The sequence below is a fragment of the Streptomyces sp. NPDC027189 genome (assembly GCF_055566975.1).
The window spans coordinates 121,649-143,472 of sequence record NZ_JBVHRI010000019.1; the positions used below are offsets into that span (position 1 = coordinate 121,649).

At 70.4% G+C, this 21,824-nt stretch carries 16 protein-coding genes and 1 pseudogene; 5 read left to right on the forward strand and 12 right to left on the reverse strand.

Translation table 11 applies throughout. The features are described from left to right. Positions 1-91: 91 nt before the first annotated feature. From ACZ4RZ_RS35250 to bldG, 3 genes are all read right to left on the reverse strand, one after another. The gene (locus ACZ4RZ_RS35250; RefSeq protein ID WP_467750901.1) at positions 92-2,497 is read right to left on the reverse strand and encodes a sodium-translocating pyrophosphatase; all 2,406 of its coding nucleotides are present in this window, start codon (positions 2,495-2,497) and stop codon (positions 92-94) included. Positions 2,498-2,828: 331 nt separating this feature from the next. Beyond that, on the reverse strand, positions 2,829-3,266 hold the full coding sequence (locus ACZ4RZ_RS35255; RefSeq protein ID WP_467750902.1) for an ATP-binding protein: 438 nt from the start codon (positions 3,264-3,266) through the stop codon (positions 2,829-2,831). A gap of 101 nt (positions 3,267-3,367) precedes the next feature. Next, on the reverse strand, positions 3,368-3,721 hold the full coding sequence (gene bldG / locus ACZ4RZ_RS35260; protein WP_028799135.1) for an anti-sigma factor antagonist BldG: 354 nt from the start codon (positions 3,719-3,721) through the stop codon (positions 3,368-3,370). Positions 3,722-3,875: 154 nt separating this feature from the next. Between bldG and ACZ4RZ_RS35265 the strand changes: the two genes are divergently transcribed. After that, a complete protein-coding gene (locus ACZ4RZ_RS35265) occupies positions 3,876-6,254 on the forward strand; it encodes a DEAD/DEAH box helicase (RefSeq protein WP_467750903.1) in 2,379 nt (792 codons plus the stop codon). 121 nt (positions 6,255-6,375) lie between these two features. Here ACZ4RZ_RS35265 and ACZ4RZ_RS35270 read toward each other — a convergent pair. The 7 genes and pseudogenes from ACZ4RZ_RS35270 to ssd form a co-directional block, all read right to left on the reverse strand. Continuing rightward, a pseudogene (locus tag ACZ4RZ_RS35270) lies at positions 6,376-6,660 on the reverse strand (Rv3654c family TadE-like protein); the annotation flags it as partial. Between the two features lie 113 nt (positions 6,661-6,773). After that, positions 6,774-7,106: a TadE family type IV pilus minor pilin gene (locus ACZ4RZ_RS35275; protein ID WP_467750905.1), complete on the reverse strand. Its 333-nt coding sequence runs from the start codon at positions 7,104-7,106 to the stop codon at positions 6,774-6,776. A 160-nt stretch (positions 7,107-7,266) separates the two neighbouring features. Continuing rightward, entirely contained in the window at positions 7,267-7,437 is a 171-nt protein-coding gene (locus ACZ4RZ_RS35280) for a DUF4244 domain-containing protein (protein WP_467750962.1), read from the reverse strand. Positions 7,438-7,552: 115 nt separating this feature from the next. Next, positions 7,553-8,338, reverse strand: a complete 786-nt coding sequence (locus ACZ4RZ_RS35285; RefSeq protein ID WP_467750906.1) for a type II secretion system F family protein — start codon at positions 8,336-8,338, stop codon at positions 7,553-7,555. Beyond that, positions 8,335-9,186 carry a type II secretion system F family protein gene (locus ACZ4RZ_RS35290; RefSeq protein WP_467750963.1) on the reverse strand — a complete coding sequence of 284 codons (852 nt, stop codon included), beginning with the start codon at positions 9,184-9,186 and terminating at the stop codon, positions 8,335-8,337. The genes ACZ4RZ_RS35285 and ACZ4RZ_RS35290 overlap by 4 nt, the downstream gene beginning before the upstream one ends. 54 nt (positions 9,187-9,240) lie before the next feature. After that, the gene (locus tag ACZ4RZ_RS35295) at positions 9,241-10,497 is read right to left on the reverse strand and encodes a TadA family conjugal transfer-associated ATPase (RefSeq protein WP_467750907.1); all 1,257 of its coding nucleotides are present in this window, start codon (positions 10,495-10,497) and stop codon (positions 9,241-9,243) included. Further along, a complete protein-coding gene (gene ssd / locus ACZ4RZ_RS35300) occupies positions 10,494-11,588 on the reverse strand; it encodes a septum site-determining protein Ssd (protein ID WP_467750908.1) in 1,095 nt (364 codons plus the stop codon). Before ssd ends, ACZ4RZ_RS35295 begins: the two co-directional genes overlap by 4 nt. Before the next feature lie 596 nt (positions 11,589-12,184). Between ssd and ACZ4RZ_RS35305 the strand changes: the two genes are divergently transcribed. Next, complete coding sequence (locus ACZ4RZ_RS35305; RefSeq protein WP_467750909.1) at positions 12,185-13,018, forward strand: HAD family hydrolase; 834 nt, start codon at positions 12,185-12,187, stop codon at positions 13,016-13,018. A gap of 434 nt (positions 13,019-13,452) precedes the next feature. Here ACZ4RZ_RS35305 and ACZ4RZ_RS35310 read toward each other — a convergent pair whose 3' ends face one another. Beyond that, positions 13,453-14,277 (reverse strand): Fic family protein, encoded by an 825-nt coding sequence (locus ACZ4RZ_RS35310; RefSeq protein ID WP_467750910.1) that lies wholly within the window; start codon positions 14,275-14,277, stop codon positions 13,453-13,455. A 101-nt stretch (positions 14,278-14,378) separates the two neighbouring features. On the opposite strand from ACZ4RZ_RS35310, the gene ACZ4RZ_RS35315 reads away from it, so the two are divergent. Next, positions 14,379-15,359, forward strand: coding sequence for an ATP-binding protein (locus ACZ4RZ_RS35315; RefSeq protein ID WP_467750912.1), 981 nt, complete (start codon positions 14,379-14,381; stop codon positions 15,357-15,359). Between the two features lie 54 nt (positions 15,360-15,413). Here ACZ4RZ_RS35315 and ACZ4RZ_RS35320 read toward each other — a convergent pair whose 3' ends face one another. Continuing rightward, complete coding sequence (locus ACZ4RZ_RS35320) at positions 15,414-16,685, reverse strand: polysaccharide deacetylase family protein (RefSeq protein WP_467750914.1); 1,272 nt, start codon at positions 16,683-16,685, stop codon at positions 15,414-15,416. Between the two features lie 339 nt (positions 16,686-17,024). On the opposite strand from ACZ4RZ_RS35320, the gene ACZ4RZ_RS35325 reads away from it, so the two are divergent. Both ACZ4RZ_RS35325 and acs read left to right on the forward strand, forming a co-directional pair. Then, complete coding sequence (locus tag ACZ4RZ_RS35325) at positions 17,025-19,385, forward strand: SulP family inorganic anion transporter (protein ID WP_467750915.1); 2,361 nt, start codon at positions 17,025-17,027, stop codon at positions 19,383-19,385. 269 nt (positions 19,386-19,654) lie between these two features. Beyond that, positions 19,655-21,655 carry an acetate--CoA ligase gene (gene acs / locus ACZ4RZ_RS35330; protein ID WP_467750916.1) on the forward strand — a complete coding sequence of 667 codons (2,001 nt, stop codon included), beginning with the start codon at positions 19,655-19,657 and terminating at the stop codon, positions 21,653-21,655. Positions 21,656-21,824: the final 169 nt, after the last annotated feature.

Consider the following 21,824-nt stretch of genomic DNA (forward strand, 5'->3'; position numbering starts at 1 on the left):
CAAGGCGGGCGGAGACGCGTGAGTACGCGCCGTCCGCCCGCCCAGTGCGCGGAACCCTGACCAGGTGCGAGGCCAGGAACCGTCCGGTCGCCTAGGAAACCACCGCGGGATCGGCCGGCTTCGACACCCGCTCGGCGTTGCCTTCGTCACCCACGGCGATCCCGCGCCGCTTGGAGATGTACACCGCGCCCACGATCACGAGGATCGCGAGGACGGCGATGAGTACCCGTGCACCGACGCTCTTGTCGTCGCCGTACGAGAACTTGATGACCGCCGGCGCGATCAGCAGCGACACCAGGTTCATCACCTTCAGCAGCGGGTTGATCGCCGGTCCCGCGGTGTCCTTGAAGGGGTCGCCGACCGTGTCGCCGATCACCGTCGCGGCGTGGGCCTCGCTGCCCTTGCCGCCGTGGTGGCCGTCCTCGACGAGCTTCTTCGCGTTGTCCCACGCACCACCGGAGTTGGCGAGGAAGACCGCCATCAGCGTGCCGGTGCCGATCGCACCCGCGAGGAACGAGCCGAGCGCGCCGACCCCGAGCGTGAACCCGATCGCGATCGGGGTGAGGACGGCGAGCAGGCCGGGCGTGGCGAGTTCGCGCAGCGCGTCCTTGGTGCAGATGTCGACGACGCGCCCGTACTCGGGCTTCTCGGTGTAGTCCATGATCCCCGGGTGGTCGCGGAACTGCCGCCGCACCTCGTAGACCACGGCCCCGGCGGACCGCGAGACCGCGTTGATCGCGAGCCCCGAGAAGAGGAAGACGACCGCGGCGCCCGCGATGAGACCCACCAGGTTGTTGGGCTGCGAGATGTCCATCATCAGGTTCAGCGGCGCGCCCGCGCCGGAGACCTTCTCGCCCACGTCGCTCGCGGCCGTGGTGATCGCGTCCCGGTACGAGCCGAACAGCGCGGAGGCCGCGAGGACGGCCGTGGCGATGGCGATGCCCTTGGTGATGGCCTTGGTGGTGTTGCCCACGGCGTCCAGGTCGGTGAGCACCTGGGCGCCCGCGCCCGTGACGTCGCCGGACATCTCGGCGATGCCCTGCGCGTTGTCGGAGACCGGACCGAAGGTGTCCATGGCGACGATGACGCCGACCGTGGTGAGCAGACCGGTACCGGCCAGCGCCACCGCGAAGAGCGCCAGCATGATCGACGTACCGCCGAGCAGGAACGCCCCGTACACGCCGAGGCCGATCAACAGGGCGGTGTAGACGGCCGATTCGAGACCCACGGAGATACCGGCGAGGATGACGGTGGCCGCGCCGGTGAGCGAGGTCTTGCCGATGTCCCGCACGGGACGGCGGGTGGTCTCGGTGAAGTAGCCGGTCAGCTGCTGGATCAGCGCGGCCAGCACGATGCCGATCGCGACCGCGACGACCGCGAGGATCCGCGGGTCGCCTTCCTTGGCCTTGATCGCCGCGTCCGTGACGCCGTCCAGATCGGCGTACTTCGCCGGGAGGTAGACGTAGACGGCCACGGCCACCAGCGCCAGCGAGATCACCGCGGAGATGAAGAAGCCACGGTTGATCGCGGACATGCCACTGCGGTCGGAGCGCCGGGGCGCCACCGCGAAGATGCCGACCATCGCGGTGAGTACGCCGATCGCGGGCACGATCAGCGGGAACGCGAGCCCGGAGTCGCCGAACGCCGCCTTGCCCAGAATGAGCGCGGCGACCAGCGTGACGGCATACGACTCGAAGAGGTCGGCCGCCATGCCCGCGCAGTCGCCGACGTTGTCGCCCACGTTGTCGGCGATGGTCGCGGCATTGCGCGGATCGTCCTCCGGAATGCCCTGCTCGACCTTGCCGACCAGGTCGGCGCCGACGTCGGCGGCCTTGGTGAAGATGCCGCCGCCGACACGCATGAACATGGCGATCAGCGCCGCGCCGAGGCCGAAGCCCTCCAGGACCTTCGGCGCGTCGGCCGCGTACACCAGCACCACACAGGAGGCGCCCAGCAGACCGAGCCCCACCGTGAACATGCCGACGACGCCGCCCGTGCGGAAAGCGATCTTCATGGCTTTGTGCGAGACGGCGGTGAGATCCTTTTCGGGCTCACCCTCCGCCGGGGTCGCTTCCCGTGCCGCGGCGGCCACGCGGACATTGCTCCGTACCGCGAGCCACATACCGATATAACCGGTGGTCGCCGAGAACGCCGCGCCGATCAAGAAGAAGATCGATCGGCCCGCACGCTGATTCCAGTCGTCCGCGGGCAGCAGCATGAGCAGGAAGAACACGACGACGGCGAATACGCCGAGCGTGCGCATCTGCCGTCCCAGGTAAGCGTTCGCGCCTTCCTGGATCGCCGTTGCGATCTTCTTCATGCTGTCGGTGCCCTCGCCCGCCGCGAGCACCTGGCGCACCAGGACCCCGGCGACCACGAGCGCCGCCAGTGCGACGGCCCCGATGACCATCACGATGAGACGGTTGTCGTCGGTCAGTACTGCGGCTGCGAAGGTTGTGGGTTGGTCAAACTGATGAGGGGTAGAAAGCCCCGCCATTCGTCCTCCTTGACGCCTGTGCTGAGCTCAAGATGTGGACGGATTGTAGGTACCGGAACCTGATCAAAACAGTGCGCGGCAAGCGGAATTAGCCTTCACATGCTCTTCAGCAAATGATCGACGCGTGTCCACCGAACCCGAAAGAGGTAATGCCCCAAAAGCGTTGACGCTTGATCAAATAATCGCGTGATTGATCGTGAATGAATTCACGAAAAGGCGGGCGCCCAGGCAGGGCACGCAAAAAGGGCCCTGCTGAGCAGGGCCCTTCGGGTTTGCCACGAGGATGCGGCCGGGGCTGCGACCGGGATGCGATCCAGCCGCGGTCGGGGGGTCAGGAGGCGAGCGTGGCCGGCGGCGTGGTTGGCCAGCTCATCCTGATCAGTCCGCCGTTCTCCCCGGCGGTGACTTCCACGTCGTCGACGAGGCCGCTGATGACCGCGAGGCCCATCTCGTCCTCCTCGGCGTCCGCGTCCGAGTCACCGGGGGCGGCGCCGGGCACCGTCTCACCAGGAGCCGTACGCGGGGCCTCGTCGCCGACCTCGATGGAGAACTGCTTCTCGTCCTCGATCAAGCACACCCGCACCGGCGCCGAGATGCCGCCGCTCTGGTGAAGTCCGACGGCACGACTGCAGGCCTCGCCGACAGCGAGCCTGACCTCGTCGAGCACGGCCTCGTCCACTCCGGCCCTGCGCGCCACCGCTGCCGCCACCAGCCGGGCGGTTCTGACGTGCTCGGGCAGCGCGCTGAAGCGGAGTTCAACGGTGGCCATGCATCCCCCTCAGACTTCGGGCGTGCTGTCAGGGGGACGGGGCTGTGGCCCAGTCCCCCCACTACTGGCGAGCCCGGGCCCACGGCCCGGGAGACCGGTGGTCAGTCGGTGGCGTTGACCGCCTCCTCCACCGAGGTGTGAATCGGGAACACCTTGGTGAGACCGGTAATACGGAAGATCTTGAGAATGCGCTCCTGGTTGCAGACCAGTCGCAGTGAGCCCTCATGGGCCCTTACGCGCTTCAGGCCGCCCACCAACACGCCGAGCCCGGTGGAGTCGAGGAAGTCCACGCCCTCCATGTCGACGACAAGGTGGAAACTGCCGTCGTTCACCAGCTCGACCAGCTGCTCTCGCAGCTTGGGCGCGGTATATACATCGATTTCGCCGCCGACCTCGACGACCGTACGGTCGCCGTTAGGGCCGGACACATTGCGAGTCGACAGGGACAGGTCCACGGATCCTCCAGCACCTTGCTATCGAGCGGTCGCCCCATGGGACACCTCGGCAGAGCCCCCGGGACGGTTCGCCAGCCGCAATGGCATTCAATCACTTACGGCAGGCGTGCACGACGCCTTGGCCCCATTGTCCGTCACGCCAGTGACACACTCGATGCCGATGGCCAAGAATCACCGATCCGATCGACCCTCGTCGGACAACGCTTCCCGCCCCTCGCCGGGCACAATCCTGGACCGGCTCGCCTCGGGACCGAGCCGGACTTCGCGCATCACTCATACGGAGCACTTGCCCCCGCGCGAGGGTCGCCATGCCGTCTGGCCCGACCGGATCCGCTCGGAGGTCATCGCCGCGGTGCAGGCCGCGGGCATCGAGCACCCCTGGGCCCACCAGGCACGGGCCGCCGAGCACGCCCTGGACGGCGAGTCGGTGATCGTCGCCACGGGCACGGCCTCCGGAAAGTCCCTGGCGTACCTCGTCCCGGTCCTGACGGCCCTGCTGGACGGCTCCGAGGCGCCGAACGGCCGTGGCGCCACCGCGCTGTACCTGGCCCCGACGAAGGCCCTCGCGGCCGACCAGTGCCGCTCCGTGAAGGAACTTTCACAATCTTTTGGCAATGCCGTACGCCCAGCCGTGTACGACGGCGACACCCCCTTCGAGGAACGCGAATGGGTACGCCAGTACGCCAACTACGTCCTGACCAACCCCGACATGCTGCACCGCGGGATATTGCCCTCCCACCCCCGCTGGTCCTCCTTCCTCCGCTCCCTGCGCTACGTCGTCATCGACGAGTGCCACACCTACCGCGGTGTCTTCGGCTCCCACGTCGCCCAGGTGCTGCGCCGACTGCGCCGCCTGTGCGCCCGCTACGGCGCCTCTCCCGTCTTCCTGCTGGCCTCCGCGACCGCCGCCGAGCCGTCGGTGGCCGCGCGCCGGCTGACCGGCCTCCCCGTCGTCGAGGTCGCGGACGACGCTTCCCCACGAGGGGAACTGGTGTTCGCCCTCTGGGAGCCCCCGCTCACCGAGCTGCACGGCGAGAAAGGCGCACCCGTTCGGCGTACCGCCACCGCCGAGACGGCCGATCTGCTGACCGACCTCACCGTCCAGGGCATGCGCTCGATCGCCTTCGTACGGTCCCGGCGCGGCGCCGAGCTGATCTCGGTGATCGCCCAGGAACGCCTCGCCGAGGTCGATCGCTCGCTGGCCCGGCGCGTCGCCGCCTACCGCGGCGGCTACCTCCCCGAGGAACGCCGCGCCCTCGAACGTGCCCTGCACTCCGGCGAACTCCTCGGCCTCGCCGCCACCACCGCCCTCGAACTCGGCGTCGACGTCTCCGGCCTGGACGCCGTCGTCATCGCCGGCTACCCGGGCACCCGCGCGTCCCTGTGGCAGCAGGCGGGCCGCGCGGGACGCTCGGGGCAGGGCGCGCTGGCGATCCTGGTCGCCCGCGACGACCCACTGGACACCTTCCTCGTCCACCACCCCGAGGCGCTGTTCGACCAGCCCGTGGAATCCACCGTCCTCGACCCCGACAACCCGTACGTCCTCGCCCCGCATCTGTGCGCCGCCGCCGCCGAAATCCCGCTCACGGATGATGACTTGGAACTGTTCGGCCCTGCCACCGCCGACCTGCTGCCGCAGCTGGAGGCCGCGAAGCTGCTGCGCCGCCGGACGAAGGCCTGGCACTGGACGCGCCGGGAGCGAGCCGCCGATCTGACCGACATCCGCGGGGAGGGCGGCAACCCGGTGCAGGTCGTCGAGGCCGGGACCGGACGGCTGCTCGGCACGGTCGACGCCGGCGCCGCACACACGACGGTCCACGAGGGCGCGGTCCATCTGCACCAGGGCCGCACGTACCTGGTGCACAAGCTGGACCTGGAGGACTCCGTCGCACTCGTCGAGGAGGCCAACCCGCCGTATTCGACGGTCGCCCGCGACACGACGTCCATCTCCGTCCTGGAGACCGACGTCGAAGTCCCCTGGGGCGAGGGCCGGTTGTGCTACGGCTCCGTCGAAGTCACCAACCAGGTCGTCTCCTTCCTGCGTCGACGTGTCATCACCGGTGAAGTCCTGGGTGAGACGAAACTCGACCTCCCTCCTCGTACGCTCCGCACGCGCGCCGTCTGGTGGACGGTCACGGAGGACCAACTCGACGCGGCCCGGATCAATCCGGAGATCCTCGGCGGCGCCCTGCACGCCGCCGAGCACGCGTCGATCGGCATGCTGCCGCTCTTCGCCACCTGCGACCGCTGGGACATCGGCGGCGTGTCCGTCCCGCTGCATCCGGACACCCTGCTGCCCACCGTCTTCGTGTACGACGGTCACCCCGGCGGCGCGGGCTTCGCGGAGCGCGCCTTCCACACCGCCCGCAGCTGGCTCACCGCCACCCGCCAGGCGATCGCCTCCTGCGAGTGCGAGGCCGGCTGCCCGTCCTGCATCCAGTCCCCCAAATGCGGCAACGGGAACGATCCCTTGCACAAGCGGGGGGCCGTACGGCTGCTCACGGAGTTGCTGCGGGCGGCGCCGGAAGGCTGAGCGCGGGACTGTTGAGCGCCTGGCGACTGAGCGCTGCCGACGGCTCCGGGTCCGCCCGGGGTGGGCCGGCGGCCGGGCGAGGGGCGACCGGCCCGGTAGGTCCCGCCAGGCCGGGTTCAACCGGTCCAGCGGGTCCCGCCCTCGATCTGACCTCCGCGGCGAACGGTCCTCTGCCCGACGCCGCCGTCACGTCCGAGATCTCACCCTCGACCACGCACCGGACGAGTCGCGCGTGCTGCGCCCGTGCCACCCGTTCCGCCCGGGCGCAGGCCGCCGTGCCACCGTCCATCCAGTGGTCCGCCGCGGCGAGTGCCGCCAAGTCGGCCGCCCCCGCCGCACGGTGCCGGACCACGACGACCTGCCCCATGGCCAGGACCGCCCCGAACACGGCACACAGCACGGCGATCGCCCCGACGGTCCAGACGGTCGCCGACCCTCTGTCCGAGGAAGTCACCAACCCTCTGTCCGAGTAATGGGCACGCGTCACGTGAGGGGTCCGCGCGGCCCAACCACCTCCCCTCATCCGCCGACCACCCCCACCGTCTCCTCCGCCAGGGCAACGGCCTCGTCGCTCAGCTCCACGGACAGTGCGTCGGGACCCGGCGCACTCGCGGTGACCGTCACCCGGACCAGGTCGTTCTCCCGGCTCACAGTCACCTTCGCGCCGCGCGGTGCCGCGCGGCGGGTCGTCGCGAGGACCGTGTCGGGCGGGTCCTGGCGCGCCGCCGCCCGGGCTCCCGCTCTCGCCGCGTCCACGCACTGGATCTGCGCGGACGCGGCGAGCAGGGCCCAGACCAGCGCCATTCCGACGAGCACCAGCGAGGGCAGCACCACGGCGGCCTCGGCTGTCACGAATCCACGGTCCCGACACCGGGCGGGGCCACTCGCACTTCGTTCGCGCCCCGATGCAGCGGCCGGACCATGCGCCCGCCGTTCACACCCGGACGCAGCGGCCGGACCAGCCGTCCACCGCTCGCCCCCGGCCGCAGCCGCCGGGTCCCGGGGCACCCACTCACATCCGGACATTGAGCGCCCGCCCCACCATGCCCTGCAGTTCCTCACTGACCTGCCCGCTCGTCACCACCTTGTAGAGCACGGCCGCGAAGGCCACCGCCGCGATGATTCCCACCGCGTACTCGGAGGTGACCATTCCCGCGTCCCTCCGCGCCGCCAGACCGAGCATCCGTGCCCGCACCCACGCACGTCCCCGAACGAGTCCTCGTACCGTCCTGCGCATTTCAACCCCCGTAAGGTTCGACCCTGTTGATCACTTGCTGTTCACCGCATGCCGTCGCCGGTCACCCACCACCTCCTCCCAGCAACCCGTCGGCCAGCCCGATCACCACGGGCAGTACGCCGATCGCGATGAAGGCGGGCAGAAAGCACAGCCCCACGGGCGCGGTGACCATGACGGCCGCCCGGCGTGCCCGCGCCGTCGCGGTACGCCCCCACTCGGCGCGGGCCTCCGCGGCGAGCCGCCCGACCGGCACGGCCGCCGGTACCCCCGACTCGCCCGCCCGCTCCAGCAGCCGCGCCAACGCCCGGGCACCCGATATCGACGCCAACCTCCGCCAGGCCTCGGCCGGTTCGCCACCGAGCCGCACCTCTGCCGCGCCCCGGGCCAGCCGCGCCCCGACGGGCCCGCCCAGGGCCTCACCCACGGCCTGGGCCGCCACGACGGGGCCTGCCCCGGCCGCGATGCAGGCCGCCACCAGGTCCGCAGCGAGCGGGAGCTGCCGGGCGGCACGCGCCGCGTCGTACTCCTCCACGGGCACAAGTCGCCGCCGCCCGAGCCACCGCCAGACCCCGAATCCGGCCGCCAGCCCCACCAGAACCCCGGCAAGACCGCCGACCAGCACCCAGCCCGCACACACCGCACCCGCCACCGGCAGCAGGCGCCGCGCCGCGTCCGGGACCTCGAAGCGCGGCCGCTGCGCACGCGCCTTCCCCGAGGCCAGCAACTCCGCCAGCCTTCCGCGCGCCCGTCGCTCACGCCGGGCCACCCCGAGCCACTGGACCAGCCACCCGAGCGCCAGCACCCCGCACACAACCGCCCCCAGCCTGTGGACAACCTCCGCGCTCACGCCGCCTCCGCTCCCCTCACGATCCGCAGCGCCCACCACAGCCCCACGCCCTCCAGCACCCCGCCGACCAGCAGACAGCCCAGGCCGGCACCGGTGTGCAACAGCACGTGCAGCGGATCGGCGCCCAGCGCGGTGCCGAGCAGGAGTCCCAGGACCGGCAGCCCCGCGAGCATCACCGCGGTCGACCGCGACCCCGCCAACTGGGCGCGCAGGTCGGCCCTTTGATCCCGCTCCGCGCGAAGCGCCCCCTCCAAGCGGTCGAGACCCGCCGCCAGGCCCGCGCCCCGGTCCACCGCCACGCGCCAGCACGCGGCGAGTCCCACCAGCCCGTCGGCCCCCGGCTGCCGCGCCGCATCGGTGAGCGCACCCGGCACATCCCCGCCGAACTTCGCCGCCGCCAGCACCACCGCCTGCGCCTCGCCCAGCCCGCCCGAATCGCGTGCGGCCCGGAGCAGCGCCTCGCCCGGCTGCCGCCCGGCCCGCACCTCCCCGGCGAGGGCCCCGCACAGGGCGATCACCGCATCGCCCCGGCGCTCCCGCTCGCGCCGCGCCTCCGCGACCCGCCGTACCCGCCGGAGCAGCGGCACTCCCGCTGCCCCGAGGAGCAACGGCAGCACGGACGCGCCCAGCAGCGCGATCACCAGCCCGGCGACCACCGACCACCCTTCGGCTCGCGGCCGCCCGCGCACCCGCCGCCATCCGGCGAGCGCCCTCTCCCACGGCGGCGGACCGGTCGCCGCCACCCCGCCGCCCGCGCACAGCAATCGGGCCCTCCGCGCCCCGGAATCCCAGCCACCCATCAACCAGGCCGCCGCCCCGGCGCACGCCATGGCCGCCCCCACCGACATCTCACCAACTCCCGTCACAACGGCCACTCCCCTCACTCCCGTCACCGACTTCCGTCATGACAGCCCACTCCCCTCGCTCCCGTCCCGGAGCAGCCCCCGCAGCCGCTCCCATCCCCGCTCGTACGCAAAGGCCTCCGCGCCCCAGCGCAGCGCCGGCACCGTCACCACCAGCCCCGAAGGGGCGCGCTCCAGCACGTGCACCTCGGCGATCCGCCGCCGCCCGACCCGGTCGCGTACGAGATGCAGGACCACGGACAACGCCGCCGCCAACTGGCTGTGAAGGGCGGCCCGGTCGAGCCCGGCGGCGGTGCCCAGTGCCTCCAGGCGGGCCGGCACCTGCGCCGCCGCGTTCGCGTGCACCGTGCCGCAGCCGCCCTCATGGCCGGTGTTCAGCGCGGCCAGCAGGGAGACCACCTCCGGCCCGCGCACCTCGCCGACGACCAGTCGGTCCGGTCTCATGCGCAGGGCCTGACGGACCAAGTCCTGGAGTGCGACGAGCCCGACGCCCTCCTGGTTGGCGGGCCGCCCCTCCAGGCGCACCACATGGGGGTGGTCCGGTCGCAGCTCCGCCGAGTCCTCGGCGAGCACGATCCGCTCCCCGGGGCCGACCAGCCCCAGCAACGCACTCAGCAGCGTTGTCTTGCCGGAGCCCGTTCCTCCGCTGATCAGGAAGGACAGCCGGGCGTCCAGCAACGCTCTCAGCACCCGGTCCCCGCCGGGCGGCACCGTCCCCGCTGCCACCAACTCGTCAAGCGTGAACGCACGCGGCCGTACGACCCGCAGGGACAGACAGGTGGAGCCGACGGCGACCGGCGGCAGCACCGCATGCAGGCGTGTGCCGTCCGGGAGCCGCGCGTCCACCCAGGGACGTGCGTCGTCGAGCCGCCGTCCGGCCACGGCCGCGAGGCGCTGCGCGAGGCGTCGTACCGCCGCCGCGTCCGGGAAGGAGACGGCCGTCAGCTCCAGGCCTGCGTCCCGGTCGACCCAGACCCGGTCCGGCGCGGACACCAGTACATCGGTCACCGACGGGTCGGCGAGCAATGGTTCCAACGGGCCGCTTCCGACCAGTTCCGAACGCAACCGCTCAGCCGCGCCGAGGACTTCGGCGTCCCCGAGCACGCGCCCCTGCTCGCGCAGTGCCTGTGCCACGCGCGCGGGCGTCGGCTCGGAGCCGCTCTCTGCGAGCCACTGCCGTACGCCGTCCAGCAGGCCCGTACACCCCTCCAGCGGGCCTGCATGCCCGTCCCCCGGGCCCGTACGCCCGTCCAGTCCCGCGCCGCAGTCCATGCCCCTGGCGGCTTCCCAGCTCATACGCCCCCGCCTTCCACCGGAACCCGCTCCCAGAAGGCGGCGCAGAACCGGGCGAGCGGCCCCCGCGCCGCTCCTCCGGGTGGCGGGCCACCGTCCAACGGCGAGGGTTCGGCGGGCACTTCGCCCACCAGGGGCAGTCCGAGCAGCCGCGCCACCTCTCGGTCGTCCAGGCCCGGGGCATAGGGGCCGCGCACCGCGACCCGCAGATCGCGCAGAACCATGCCGACCGCGGACGCCACCCGGCCCGCCGCCGCGATCGAGCGCAGGTCGGCGGGGACCACCAGAAGTCCCAGGTCGAGCTGGGCGAGGGCCTCGGCAACGCCTTCGTCGATACGGCGGGGCAGGTCGACGAGCACCGCGCCACCGCGCCGTCTGGCGGCGGCCAGGACCGCTCGTACGGCCTGCGGGGGAATCGTGACGGAGTCACCGCGATCCCAGCTCAGGACCCGCAGCGCGTGCAGCTCGGGCAGGGACTCCTCAAGGGCGCCACCCCCGACCCGGCCGCGGGATGCGGCGAACGCCGGCCACCGCAGACCTTCGGCCGCCTCTCCGCCCAGGAGTACGTCGAGTCCGCCGCCCAGCGGATCCGCGTCCACGAGCAGGGTGCGACGCCCCTCGCGCGCCGAGGTGACGGCGAGCGCGCAGGCCAGCGTGGAGGCTCCGGCGCCGCCTCGGCCGCCGAGCACCCCTACGGTGAGGGCCGGCCTGCCGACTCCTTCGGCCACGTCGGCGATGCGGTCGACCAGCCATTGCTCGCCATCGGGCAGCATCAGGACATGGTCGGCACCGATCTCGACGGCCCGTCGCCAGACGCCGGAATCGTCCTGATCCCGCCCAACAAGCACCACTCCCCTTCTGCGCGCCGCCCCGCGCACCCGCCGGGCGGCGTCGTCGCCGACCAGTACGAGAGGCGCCGCCTCCCAGCTGCCCCTGCGCTCCGGCACTCCGTGGTGGACCTCCGGCCTGGCGCCCGCCGCCGCGCACAGGCGCAGCAGGTCGTCCAGCAGTTCGGCGTCCTCCGTGACGATCAACGGTCCGCCCTGCCGCCCCCCGGCGGCGGCCGGCCGGTCATGTGTGATGGCTCCCGCCACGATCTCCAGCCCCCTTCGCTGCTTCTTGCGCGGGGCCCGCAGGGTCCTCTGCGGACCCGCGATTCCCGCTCGTGTGAAGAACCGGCAACCGGCCTCCATATGAACGGCCGATACGAACCGGCCAAACGCGCCCGACAAACGGAACCGGCCATGAACTCGCCGGGAGGAACTCGCCACGAGCGGAGCGCGCTGGAATCACGGTGCAGCGATCCCGGTAATCGTGTGGATCTTGATCGATAACTGTGGACAACTCAGTGGTTGTGAATATCGCCTTCACCCATACCGGTGACTCGTGTACGACTTCCTTAGAGCAGTCCAACGGCTACACACGGTGACGAATCATGGGCATGCGAAGAGAACGGCCAGAGCGGTGACAACAAGGTCCCGAGGCCGCGCAAGAGAGGGGAAAAACCCATCCGGACATGCGACGACCCCCGCCGGGGGGGAGAGCGGGGGTCGTCCCCACGGCCGACTCGGGGGGGGAGGAGTCGGACCGGGTTAGCACGGTCGCGAACGATCCGTGACTTCCATGGTGTACCCGAGAGCCCTCTCAGGCAAACCCACGCGCCTCACCTTACGCCGAATGGTGGGCGCCTATGCTCAGGCTCGTGGAAAACCACTCCTTGCCTCGCACAGCAGCCTTCTTTGACCTGGACAAGACGGTCATTGCGAAGTCGAGCACGCTCACGTTCAGCAAGTCGTTCTACCAAGGCGGGCTGATCAACCGCAGGGCCGCGTTGCGTACCGCATATGCCCAGTTCGTGTTCCTGGCGGGCGGCGCCGACCACGACCAGATGGAGCGGATGCGCAAGTACCTGTCCGCGCTGTGCCGCGGCTGGAACGTCCAGCAGGTCAAGGAGATCGTCGCCGAGACGCTGCACGACCTGATCGACCCGATCATCTACGACGAGGCCGCGTCCCTCATCGAGGAGCACCACACCGCGGGGCGCGACGTCGTGATCGTGTCCACGTCCGGAACGGAAGTGGTCGAGCCGATCGGTGAATTGCTCGGCGCGGACCGGGTGGTGGCGACTCGCATGATCGTGGGCGAGGACGGCTGCTTCACCGGCGAGGTGGAGTACTACGCCTACGGGCCGACGAAGGCCGAGGCGATCAAGGAGCTGGCGGTGTCCGAGGGATACGACCTCGCGGGCTGCTACGCCTACAGCGACTCGGCGACGGACCTGCCGATGCTGGAGTCCGTCGGCCACCCGCACGCGGTGAACCCGGACCGCACGCTGCGCCGCGAGGCACTCGCCCGCTCATGGCCGATTCTGGACTTCCACCGCCCGGTCCGGTTGAAACAGCGACTGCCCTCCCTGTCCGTACCGCCCCGTCCAGCGCTCGTCGCGGCGGCCGCCATAGGCGCGGCGGCGGCCACGGCGGGGCTCGTCTGGTACGCCAGTCGGCGGCGCGCGACCGCGATGTGATCACGTCACAATTGTGCGGACAGCACATTCAAGTCCGGTTCACACTCGTTTGAACCTAAAAGTAAAGAAGTGCAGTCAGGGCTTCCGCTTCCTCGGGACCTGGAGTACAAAGGGGTTAACGGCCCGCGAGACCAAGGACATCCGAGAGGATCACCTTTAAACGCAACCAAGGCCCCACGGACCCAGCATGAACGCCGAGCACCCACGCGACGTCGACCCGTCGATTACGGGCCAGCCGCACCAGGCCACGGGCCACAGTTCCCGACCTGATGGGCAACATATCGAGGACGCTTGGTAACCCGGTGAGCATGCCAGCGGCGGTACGAGAACTCGTACCGCCGCAACCCTGTTCAGGGATTATTTCGCCTTCCCGAGGGATTTTTCGCCCTCCTAGTGGAGGGCGATTTTCTTGTGGAGGGCGATTTTCGAGGTCCTCACGCCGCCCCGCGCTGAAGCGCCTCACAGACGGCCGTCGACTCCCTCACGCCCAGCTCAACCGCCTTGCCGCAGTGGGCGATCCAGGCCGCCATGCCCTCCGGGGTGCCGGAGGCGTAGCCGTCCAGAGCCGCCGCATAGGCCGCGCGGCCGAGTTCGGCATGACCGACCTCCGCCGGACAGACCGACTTCGGATCGAGGCCGCTGCCGACCAGGACGATGCGTTCGGCCGCGCGCGCGACGAGGCCGTTCTGAGAGGTGAACGGGCGCAGGGCGAGCAGTTCGCCGTGCACGACCGCCGCGGTCACCAGCGCCGGGGCCGAGCCTCCCGCGATGATCAGCTGCGACAGACCCTCGAGACGCCCGGCCACCTCGTGCGCGTTCGGCAGCGGCAGCTCGACAAGGGGCTCGTCGACCGGTTCGCCGTCCTGCCGCGGCCGGCCGACCTCGTCGCCCTTGTCCGCGGCCGCCACCAGATGCAGCCGGGCCAGCACCCGAAGGGGCGACTGCCGCCAGATGGACAGGAGTTGGCCTGCCTCGGCGGTCAGCCTGAGGGCCGCGCCGACCGTCCGGGCCTCGTTGTCCGCGCTGAAGTCGGTGCGGCGGCGCACCTCTTCGAGGGCCCAGTCGGCACCGGACAGCGCCGCGGAGCCGCGCGCGCCGCGCAGCGCCGCCTCGGACGTGATCTCGTTGCTGCGGCGCCGCATGATCCGGTGGCCGTAGACCCGGTCCACGGCCTTGCGGACGGACTCCACGGATTCGGCCACTCCGGGAAGCGAACCCAGGGCCGCGAGCGGATCGGCGGTCGCGCCTGTCGTACTCATGAGTACGACACTACGCACCCTGGCGGCCTGCCCCACGAAGGAGTGGTCTTCTTCACGTACGGCAGGCACCCTGAGCAATCACCCCACTACTCTTTGTGAACATGAAAATTGCTTTCGTAGGGAAGGGCGGCAGCGGCAAGACCACCCTGTCCTCGCTCTTCGTCCGCCACCTCGCGTCCTCCGGATCGCCGGTCGTCGCGGTGGACGCCGACATCAACCAGCACCTGGGCGCCGCGCTCGGCCTCGACGAGACGGATGCCGCCGGACTGCCCGCGATGGGTGAGCGACTGCCCCTGATCAAGGACTATCTGCGCGGCTCCAACCCGCGCATCGCGTCCGTCGAGACGATGATCAAGACGACCCCGCCCGGCGAGGGATCGCGGCTGCTGCGGGTGCGCGAGAACAATCCGGTGTACGACGCCTGCGCGCGTTCGGTGGAACTCGACGGCGGCGCCGTCCGTTTGATGGTCACCGGCCCGTTCACCGAGGCCGATTTGGGAGTGGCGTGCTACCACTCCAAGACCGGTGCAGTGGAGCTCTGCCTGAACCATCTCGTCGACGGCCAGGGCGAGTACGTCGTCGTCGACATGACGGCGGGCTCCGACTCCTTCGCGTCCGGCTTGTTCACCCGCTTCGACATCACGTTCCTCGTCGCCGAGCCGACGCGGAAGGGGGTCTCCGTCTATCGCCAGTACAAGGAGTACGCCCGCGACTTCGGCGTCATCCTGAAGGTCGTCGGCAACAAGGTGCAGGGCCAGGACGACATCGACTTCCTCCGCGCCGAAGTCGGTGACGAGCTCCTGGTCACCGTCGGGCACTCGGACTGGGTGCGCGCCATGGAGAAGGGCCGCCCGCCCCGGTTCGAGTTCCTGGAGGAGGCCAACCGCCGCTCCCTGCGCACTTTGCGGACCGCCGCCGACGCCACGTACGAACTGCGCGACTGGGAGCGTTACACGCGCCAGATGGTGCACTTCCACTTGAAGAACGCGAGCAGTTGGGGCAACGCGAAAACCGGGGCGGACCTGGCCGCGCAGGTCGACCCCGGTTTCGTACTCGGTGAGAGCCTGGTGGCCACGGCTTGAGCCGCCGGCCCGCGGGGGACCGCTGCGGCTCGAGCCGGGGGCCTGGGGCCGCCGCTACGGCTTGACCGCCGGCGCCCCGGGGACGCCCTTCGGGGCAGGGGCTGGGCGGCCCGAGAGGAAGGACGCCCAGCCCTGCTTCGGGGCCTCGCCGACCTTGAGGCCGCGGAGCCTGTCGAGGGTGGCCGGGTCCTGGGCGTCGAGCCAGTCGGCGAGTTGCCGGAAGGAGACGCAGCGCACCTCGGGCTTGGTGCAGACACTCTCGACGACCTCGTCGACGGCACGCATGTAATTGCCGCCGTTCCAGGACTCGAAGTGGTTGCCGATGATCAGCGGTGCGCGGTTGCCGTTGTAGGCGCGGTCGAAGCCCTTGAGCAGGCCGTCACGCATCTGATCGCCCCAGTACTCCTGCTTGTCGGGGTCACCCTGGGTCTGGGTGCCCGACTGGTTGATCATGAAGTTGTAGTCCATGGTGAGCTGCTCGTAGGAGTGCCCGGGGAAGGGCACAAGCTGCATTGACAGGTCCCACAGCCCCTGCTTCTTCTTGGGCCAGACCTGGTTGTTGACACCACTCGTGTCGTAGCGGAAGCCCAGCTGGCGGGCCGCCTTCGTGAAGTTCTTCCGGCCCTCCAGGCACGGCGTGCGGGCGCCGATGAGCTCCTTGTCGTAGTCGAAGGGCAGCGGGGACGCCTTCCTCATGCCCGTGTTGGTCTTCCAGGACTTCACGAACGACTTCGCCTGGGCGATCTCGCTCTTCCACTCCGCGACCGACCACTCGTCGACCCCGCCTCCGCTGCCGCAGAAGTGACCGTTGAAGTGCGTGCCGATCTCGTTGCCCTCCAGCCACGCGCCGCGCAGCTGCTTCACGGTGTCCTTGATGCCCTGCTCGTCGTTGAAGCCGATCTCGGAACTGCCGGGCGAGTGCTGCGGCGGTCTGTACAGGTCGCGCTTGTCCTCCGGCAGCAGGTACACGCCGCTCAGGAAATACGTCATCGTCGCCTTGTTGGCCTTGGCGATCTTCCGGAAGTGCGAGAAGAGCTTCTGGCTGTCCTCGCCGGCGCCGTCCCACGAGAAGACCACGAACTGCGGGGGCTTCTGACCGGGCTTCAGCCGCACGGGCCTGGGCAGATGCGGCTGCGCACCGGTGTACGCGGTGGAGCCGTCGCCGATCAGGCGGACCGCGCTCTCGGGCGCGGGAGCCCCGGCCGCCTCCTCCGCGCCGTGCGCGCCTTCCTTGGAACCGGTCGTATCGCTCGAGCAACCGGCGAGCGCCGTGGCGCAGGCCGCGGCGAGCGCTGCGCCCGCGGCGATCCTCTGGGTGGCGGCCATCTTCCGCCCTCCTTCTTCCTTCGGTCGGAGCAACGCTGATTAGGGCGTTCTGTGCTGATATGCCGTGATTTGGCGACAGCGCGGCCAACGTCGCACGGGACCAAGGAGGAATAAATACGACAAGCCGACAAAATGTCTGGTTCACCCTGGAGAGTGATTTGCTGCCCCATTTGAGCCGAAATTTCGCACAAGGCCTTTACCCTGCATTACGATCCATTTACTGAGTGTTGAGAATCCCGCCGCTGCACGCCGTGACCCACGGCCGCGATCCGCCCCCCGCCGTCCTGAAAGGGGGACCACCTGTTCCGCGACCGCGCTGCCCCGGAGGAGACGGGAAGCATGTCCGCCTGCATCCCCACCCGCGCCGCCGACTCGACTCGGCAAAAGCGCTCCCACCAGCCCCACAGCCCCCCGCCGCCCCGGTCCCGCCGATTCCGTATTGCGGGCGCCGATCTGTCGGCCTCGATCGCGGTCTTCCTGATCGCCCTACCCCTGTCCCTCGGCATCGCCCTCGCCACCGACGCGCCGCTTCAGGCCGGCCTGGTCGCCGCGGCCGTGGGCGGACTCGTCGCTGGGCGACTCGGCGGCTCACCGCTCCTGGTGAGCGGGCCCGCCGCCGGACTCACGGTCGTCACCGCCGAGCTCATCCACCACTACGGATGGCGTACGACCTGCGCCATCACCGTGCTCGCCGGCATCGCCCAGCTGTGCCTGGGCTGCCTGCGCGTGGCTCGTACGGCACTCGCCGTCAGCCCCGCGATCGTGCACGGCATGCTCGCCGGCATCGGCGTGACCATCGCCATCGCCCAGTTGCACATCGTGCTGGGCGGCACCCCGCAGAGCTCCGTCCTCGACAACTTCCGTGCGCTGCCGAACCAGTTGGCGCACGTCCACCCCGCCGCAGTGTCGATGAGCGCGCTGACACTGACGCTCCTGCTCGCCTGGCCGCGGATTCCCGGGCGGATCGGCCACGTGCTGCGCAAAGTCCCGGCCGCGCTCGTGGGCGTTGCCGGGGCCACCGTGACCGCCTCGCTCGCCGGGCTGACCCTGCCCAAGGTGGACCTGCCGTCCTGGAGCAGCCATGCGCTGGCCGGGCTGCCCGAGGGTCCGGTGCTCGGAATCGGCGTCGCCGTCCTCACCGTGACGCTGGTGTGCAGCGTGGAGTCGCTGCTCGGCGCCGTCGCCGTGGACAAGCTGGTGGCGGGGCGGCCCGAGCTGCAGACACGGGTGGGCCGTTCCGATCTCGACCGGGAACTGTTCGGCCAGGGCGCCGCCAATGTCGTCTCCGGCGCGCTCGGCGGACTGCCCGTCACCGGAGTCGCCGTAAGAAGCGCCGCAAATGTGCGAGCCGGTGCCGTGAGCCGGAACTCCACGATGCTGCACGGCGTTTTCGTAGTAGTTGCCGCGCTGCTGATGGTCTCGACCCTGGAGCTGATCCCCCTCGCATCGCTCGCCGCCCTGGTGATGGCCGTCGGCATCCAGATGGTGTCCCTGCACCACATCCGCACGGTCACCCGCCACCGTGAGGTGCTGGTGTACACCGTCACCACGCTCGGCGTCGTCTTCCTCGGAGTGCTCGAGGGCGTGGCGCTGGGGGTCTCCGTGGCCGTCGGCGTCGCCATGCAGCGCCTCACCCGCACCCGTATCACGCACGAGGAGAAGGAGGGAGTCCATTACGTACGCGTACGAGGGCAGTTGACGTTTCTCGCTGTGCCACGGCTCAGCCGTGCTCTGCATCTGGTACCCCACGGGACCGACGCCGTTGTGGAGTTGGACGGATCGTTCATGGACCACGCGGCGTACGAGTCACTGCAGGACTGGCAGAACGCCCACGTCGCGGGAGGCGGCGCGGCCGAGCTCACCGGGCGGGCCGGAACCCGGATCGCCGAGCCCACGAGCTCCGCCCACTGCCGGTGCCGGCCCTGGACGCCCTGGCGCAACCACCAATGCGAGACCTCCGCGGGCGCCCAGCCCGTACCTCCCGGCGGCCATCCGGGCGGGTCGGACGGGCCCGACGGGCAGAGCGGGCATCAACTGGCGCGTGGCATCAGCGCGTTCCAGCGCAATACGGCGCCCCTCGTGCGGGGTGAGCTCGCGCGACTGGCGCGGGAGGGGCAGCGGCCGTCCCAGCTGTTCCTGACCTGTGCCGACTCGCGGCTCGTCACGTCGATGATCACCTCCAGTGGTCCGGGTGACCTCTTCGTCGTACGGAATGTGGGCAACCTCGTGCCGTTGCCCGGGAAGGAGAGCGGGGACGACTCGGTGGCCGCGGCGATCGAGTACGCGGTGGACGTGCTGAAGGTGCGGTCCATCACGGTGTGCGGGCACTCCGGGTGCGGGGCGATGCAGGCCCTGATGACCTCGGAGCCCGGTGGGGCGCTCACGCCGCTCAAGCGGTGGCTGCGGCACGGGGTGCCGAGCCTGGAGCGGATGGCCGCCAAGGACCGGCCGTGGGCACGGCTTGCCGGCCGCGCGCCGGCCGACGCGGTGGAGCAGCTCTGTCTGACCAACGTGGTGCAGCAGTTGGAGCATCTGCGGGCACACGAGTCCGTGGCGCGGGCCCTGCGGGAGGGTGCGCTCGAACTGCACGGGATGTACTTCCACGTCGGGGAGGCTCAGGCGTATCTGCTGACCGACGGCGACGGGGGCGAGCTGTTCGATCACGTGGGGGCGGCGGAGGATCTGCGCCGTCCCGCGTGACCTTGGCGTGGTGCGCGGCCCCAGTCGGCGGGGTCGCGCACCATGGACCGGTCACCCGCGCACGAGCGGATGGCCGTTCTGCGGATGACGGGGTTTCCGAGTCTCCGTCTCTTCCAGGACGAGCGTTGAGGCGCATTGGGGGGTCGCAGAGCGCCGAGTGAACCCGACGGCCGGGCGGTACGTGCCCTTGAGGGGTGCCACCGCGCATCAACAGGTCTAAACCAATTTCGGGTCGGCCCTTGTCACCAGGCCCCCCGGTCTGATGAGCTGTGGCCTGGGACACAACGGACACCCTGGGAAAGGGAGATGTCGTGAGCAACGAAAGCCTGGCCAACCTGCTGAAGGAAGAGCGCAGGTTCGCGCCGCCCGCCGACCTGGCCGCGAACGCCAACGTCACCGCGGGGGCGTATGAGCAGGCCAAGGCTGACAGGCTCGGCTTCTGGGCCGAGCAGGCCCGCCGGCTGACCTGGGCCACCGAGCCGACCGAGACGCTGGACTGGTCGAACCCGCCGTTCGCGAAGTGGTTCGCCGACGGGAAGCTGAACGTCGCGTACAACTGCGTGGACCGCCATGTCGAGGCCGGGAACGGTGACCGGGTCGCCATCCACTTCGAGGGCGAGCCGGGCGACAGCCGGGCCATCACCTACGCCGAGCTCAAGGACGAGGTGTCGAAAGCCGCCAACGCTCTGATCGAGCTGGGGGTTGGGAAGGGCGACCGGGTCGCTGTCTATCTGCCGATGATTCCCGAGGCCGTCGTCGCGATGCTGGCCTGTGCCCGTATCGGCGCCGCGCACTCGGTCGTCTTCGGCGGGTTCTCCGCGGACGCGATCGCCACACGCATCCAGGACGCCGACGCCAAGCTGGTCATCACCTCCGACGGCGGTTACCGGCGCGGCAAGCCGTCCGCGCTCAAGCCGGCCGTCGACGACGCGATCGACCGGGTGGATCAGGTCGAGCACGTCCTCGTCGTACGGCGTACGGGGCAGGAGGTGGCCTGGACCGAGGGCCGCGACGTGTGGTGGCACGAGATCGTCGAGCAGCAGTCCGCCGAGCACACGCCGGAGGCGTTCGACGCCGAGCAGCCGCTGTTCATCCTCTACACGTCCGGGACGACGGGGAAGCCGAAGGGCATCCTGCACACCTCGGGCGGCTACCTCACGCAGGCGTCGTACACCCACCACGCCGTCTTCGACCTCAAGCCGGAGACCGACGTGTACTGGTGCACGGCCGACATCGGCTGGGTCACCGGGCACTCGTACATCACGTACGGGCCGCTTTCGAACGGTGCGACGCAGGTGATGTACGAGGGCACACCGGACACGCCGCACCAGGGGCGGTTCTGGGAGATCGTGCAGAAGTACGGGGTGACGATCCTGTACACGGCGCCCACGGCGATCCGTACGTTCATGAAGTGGGGCGACGACATCCCCGCGAAGTTCGATCTGTCGTCGCTGCGGGTGCTCGGGTCGGTCGGTGAGCCGATCAACCCCGAGGCCTGGATCTGGTACCGGAAGCACATCGGCGGTGACCGTACGCCGATCGTGGACACCTGGTGGCAGACCGAGACCGGCGCGATGATGATCTCGCCGCTGCCGGGGGTCACCGAGACGAAGCCGGGGTCGGCGCAGCGGCCGCTGCCGGGGATCTCGGCGACGGTCGTCGACGACGAGGCTCGGGAAGTGCCGAATGGTGGTGGCGGGTATCTGGTGCTCACCGAGCCGTGGCCTTCGATGCTGCGGACCATTTGGGGCGACGACCAGCGGTTCATCGACACGTACTGGTCGCGGTTCGAGGGGAAGTACTTCGCCGGGGACGGCGCCAAGAAGGACGAGGACGGGGACATCTGGCTCCTCGGGCGCGTGGATGACGTGATGCTGGTCTCCGGGCACAACATCTCGACGACCGAGGTCGAGTCGGCGCTCGTCTCGCATCCTTCGGTCGCCGAGGCGGCGGTCGTGGGCGCGGCCGACGAGACGACCGGGCAGGCGATCGTGGCGTTCGTGATCCTGCGGGGGTCGGCTTCCGCCGAGGATGAAGGGCTGGCGGCGGAGCTGCGCAATCACGTGGGGGCCACGCTCGGGCCCATCGCCAAGCCGAAGCGGGTGCTGCCGGTGGCGGAGCTGCCGAAGACGCGGTCCGGGAAGATCATGCGGCGGCTGCTGCGGGACATCGCGGAGAACCGGGAGCTCGGTGACGTCACCACGCTGACGGACTCCACGGTGATGGATCTGATCCAGGCGAAGCTGCCGGCGGCGCCGAGCGAGGACTGAGGGAAGGGTTCCCCCCTCCCACCCGCTCCTTTCAGGTGTGGGGGCCCTGCTCTTTCAGGTGTGGGGGCCCTGCGTGCCCCCACACCCCGGCCGGAGCGGGGCTCCGCCCTGAACCTCAAGGCCACGTCGCGCGCGACCTCCGCTGGGCGGCCTCCGCCGCGGCCCCGGC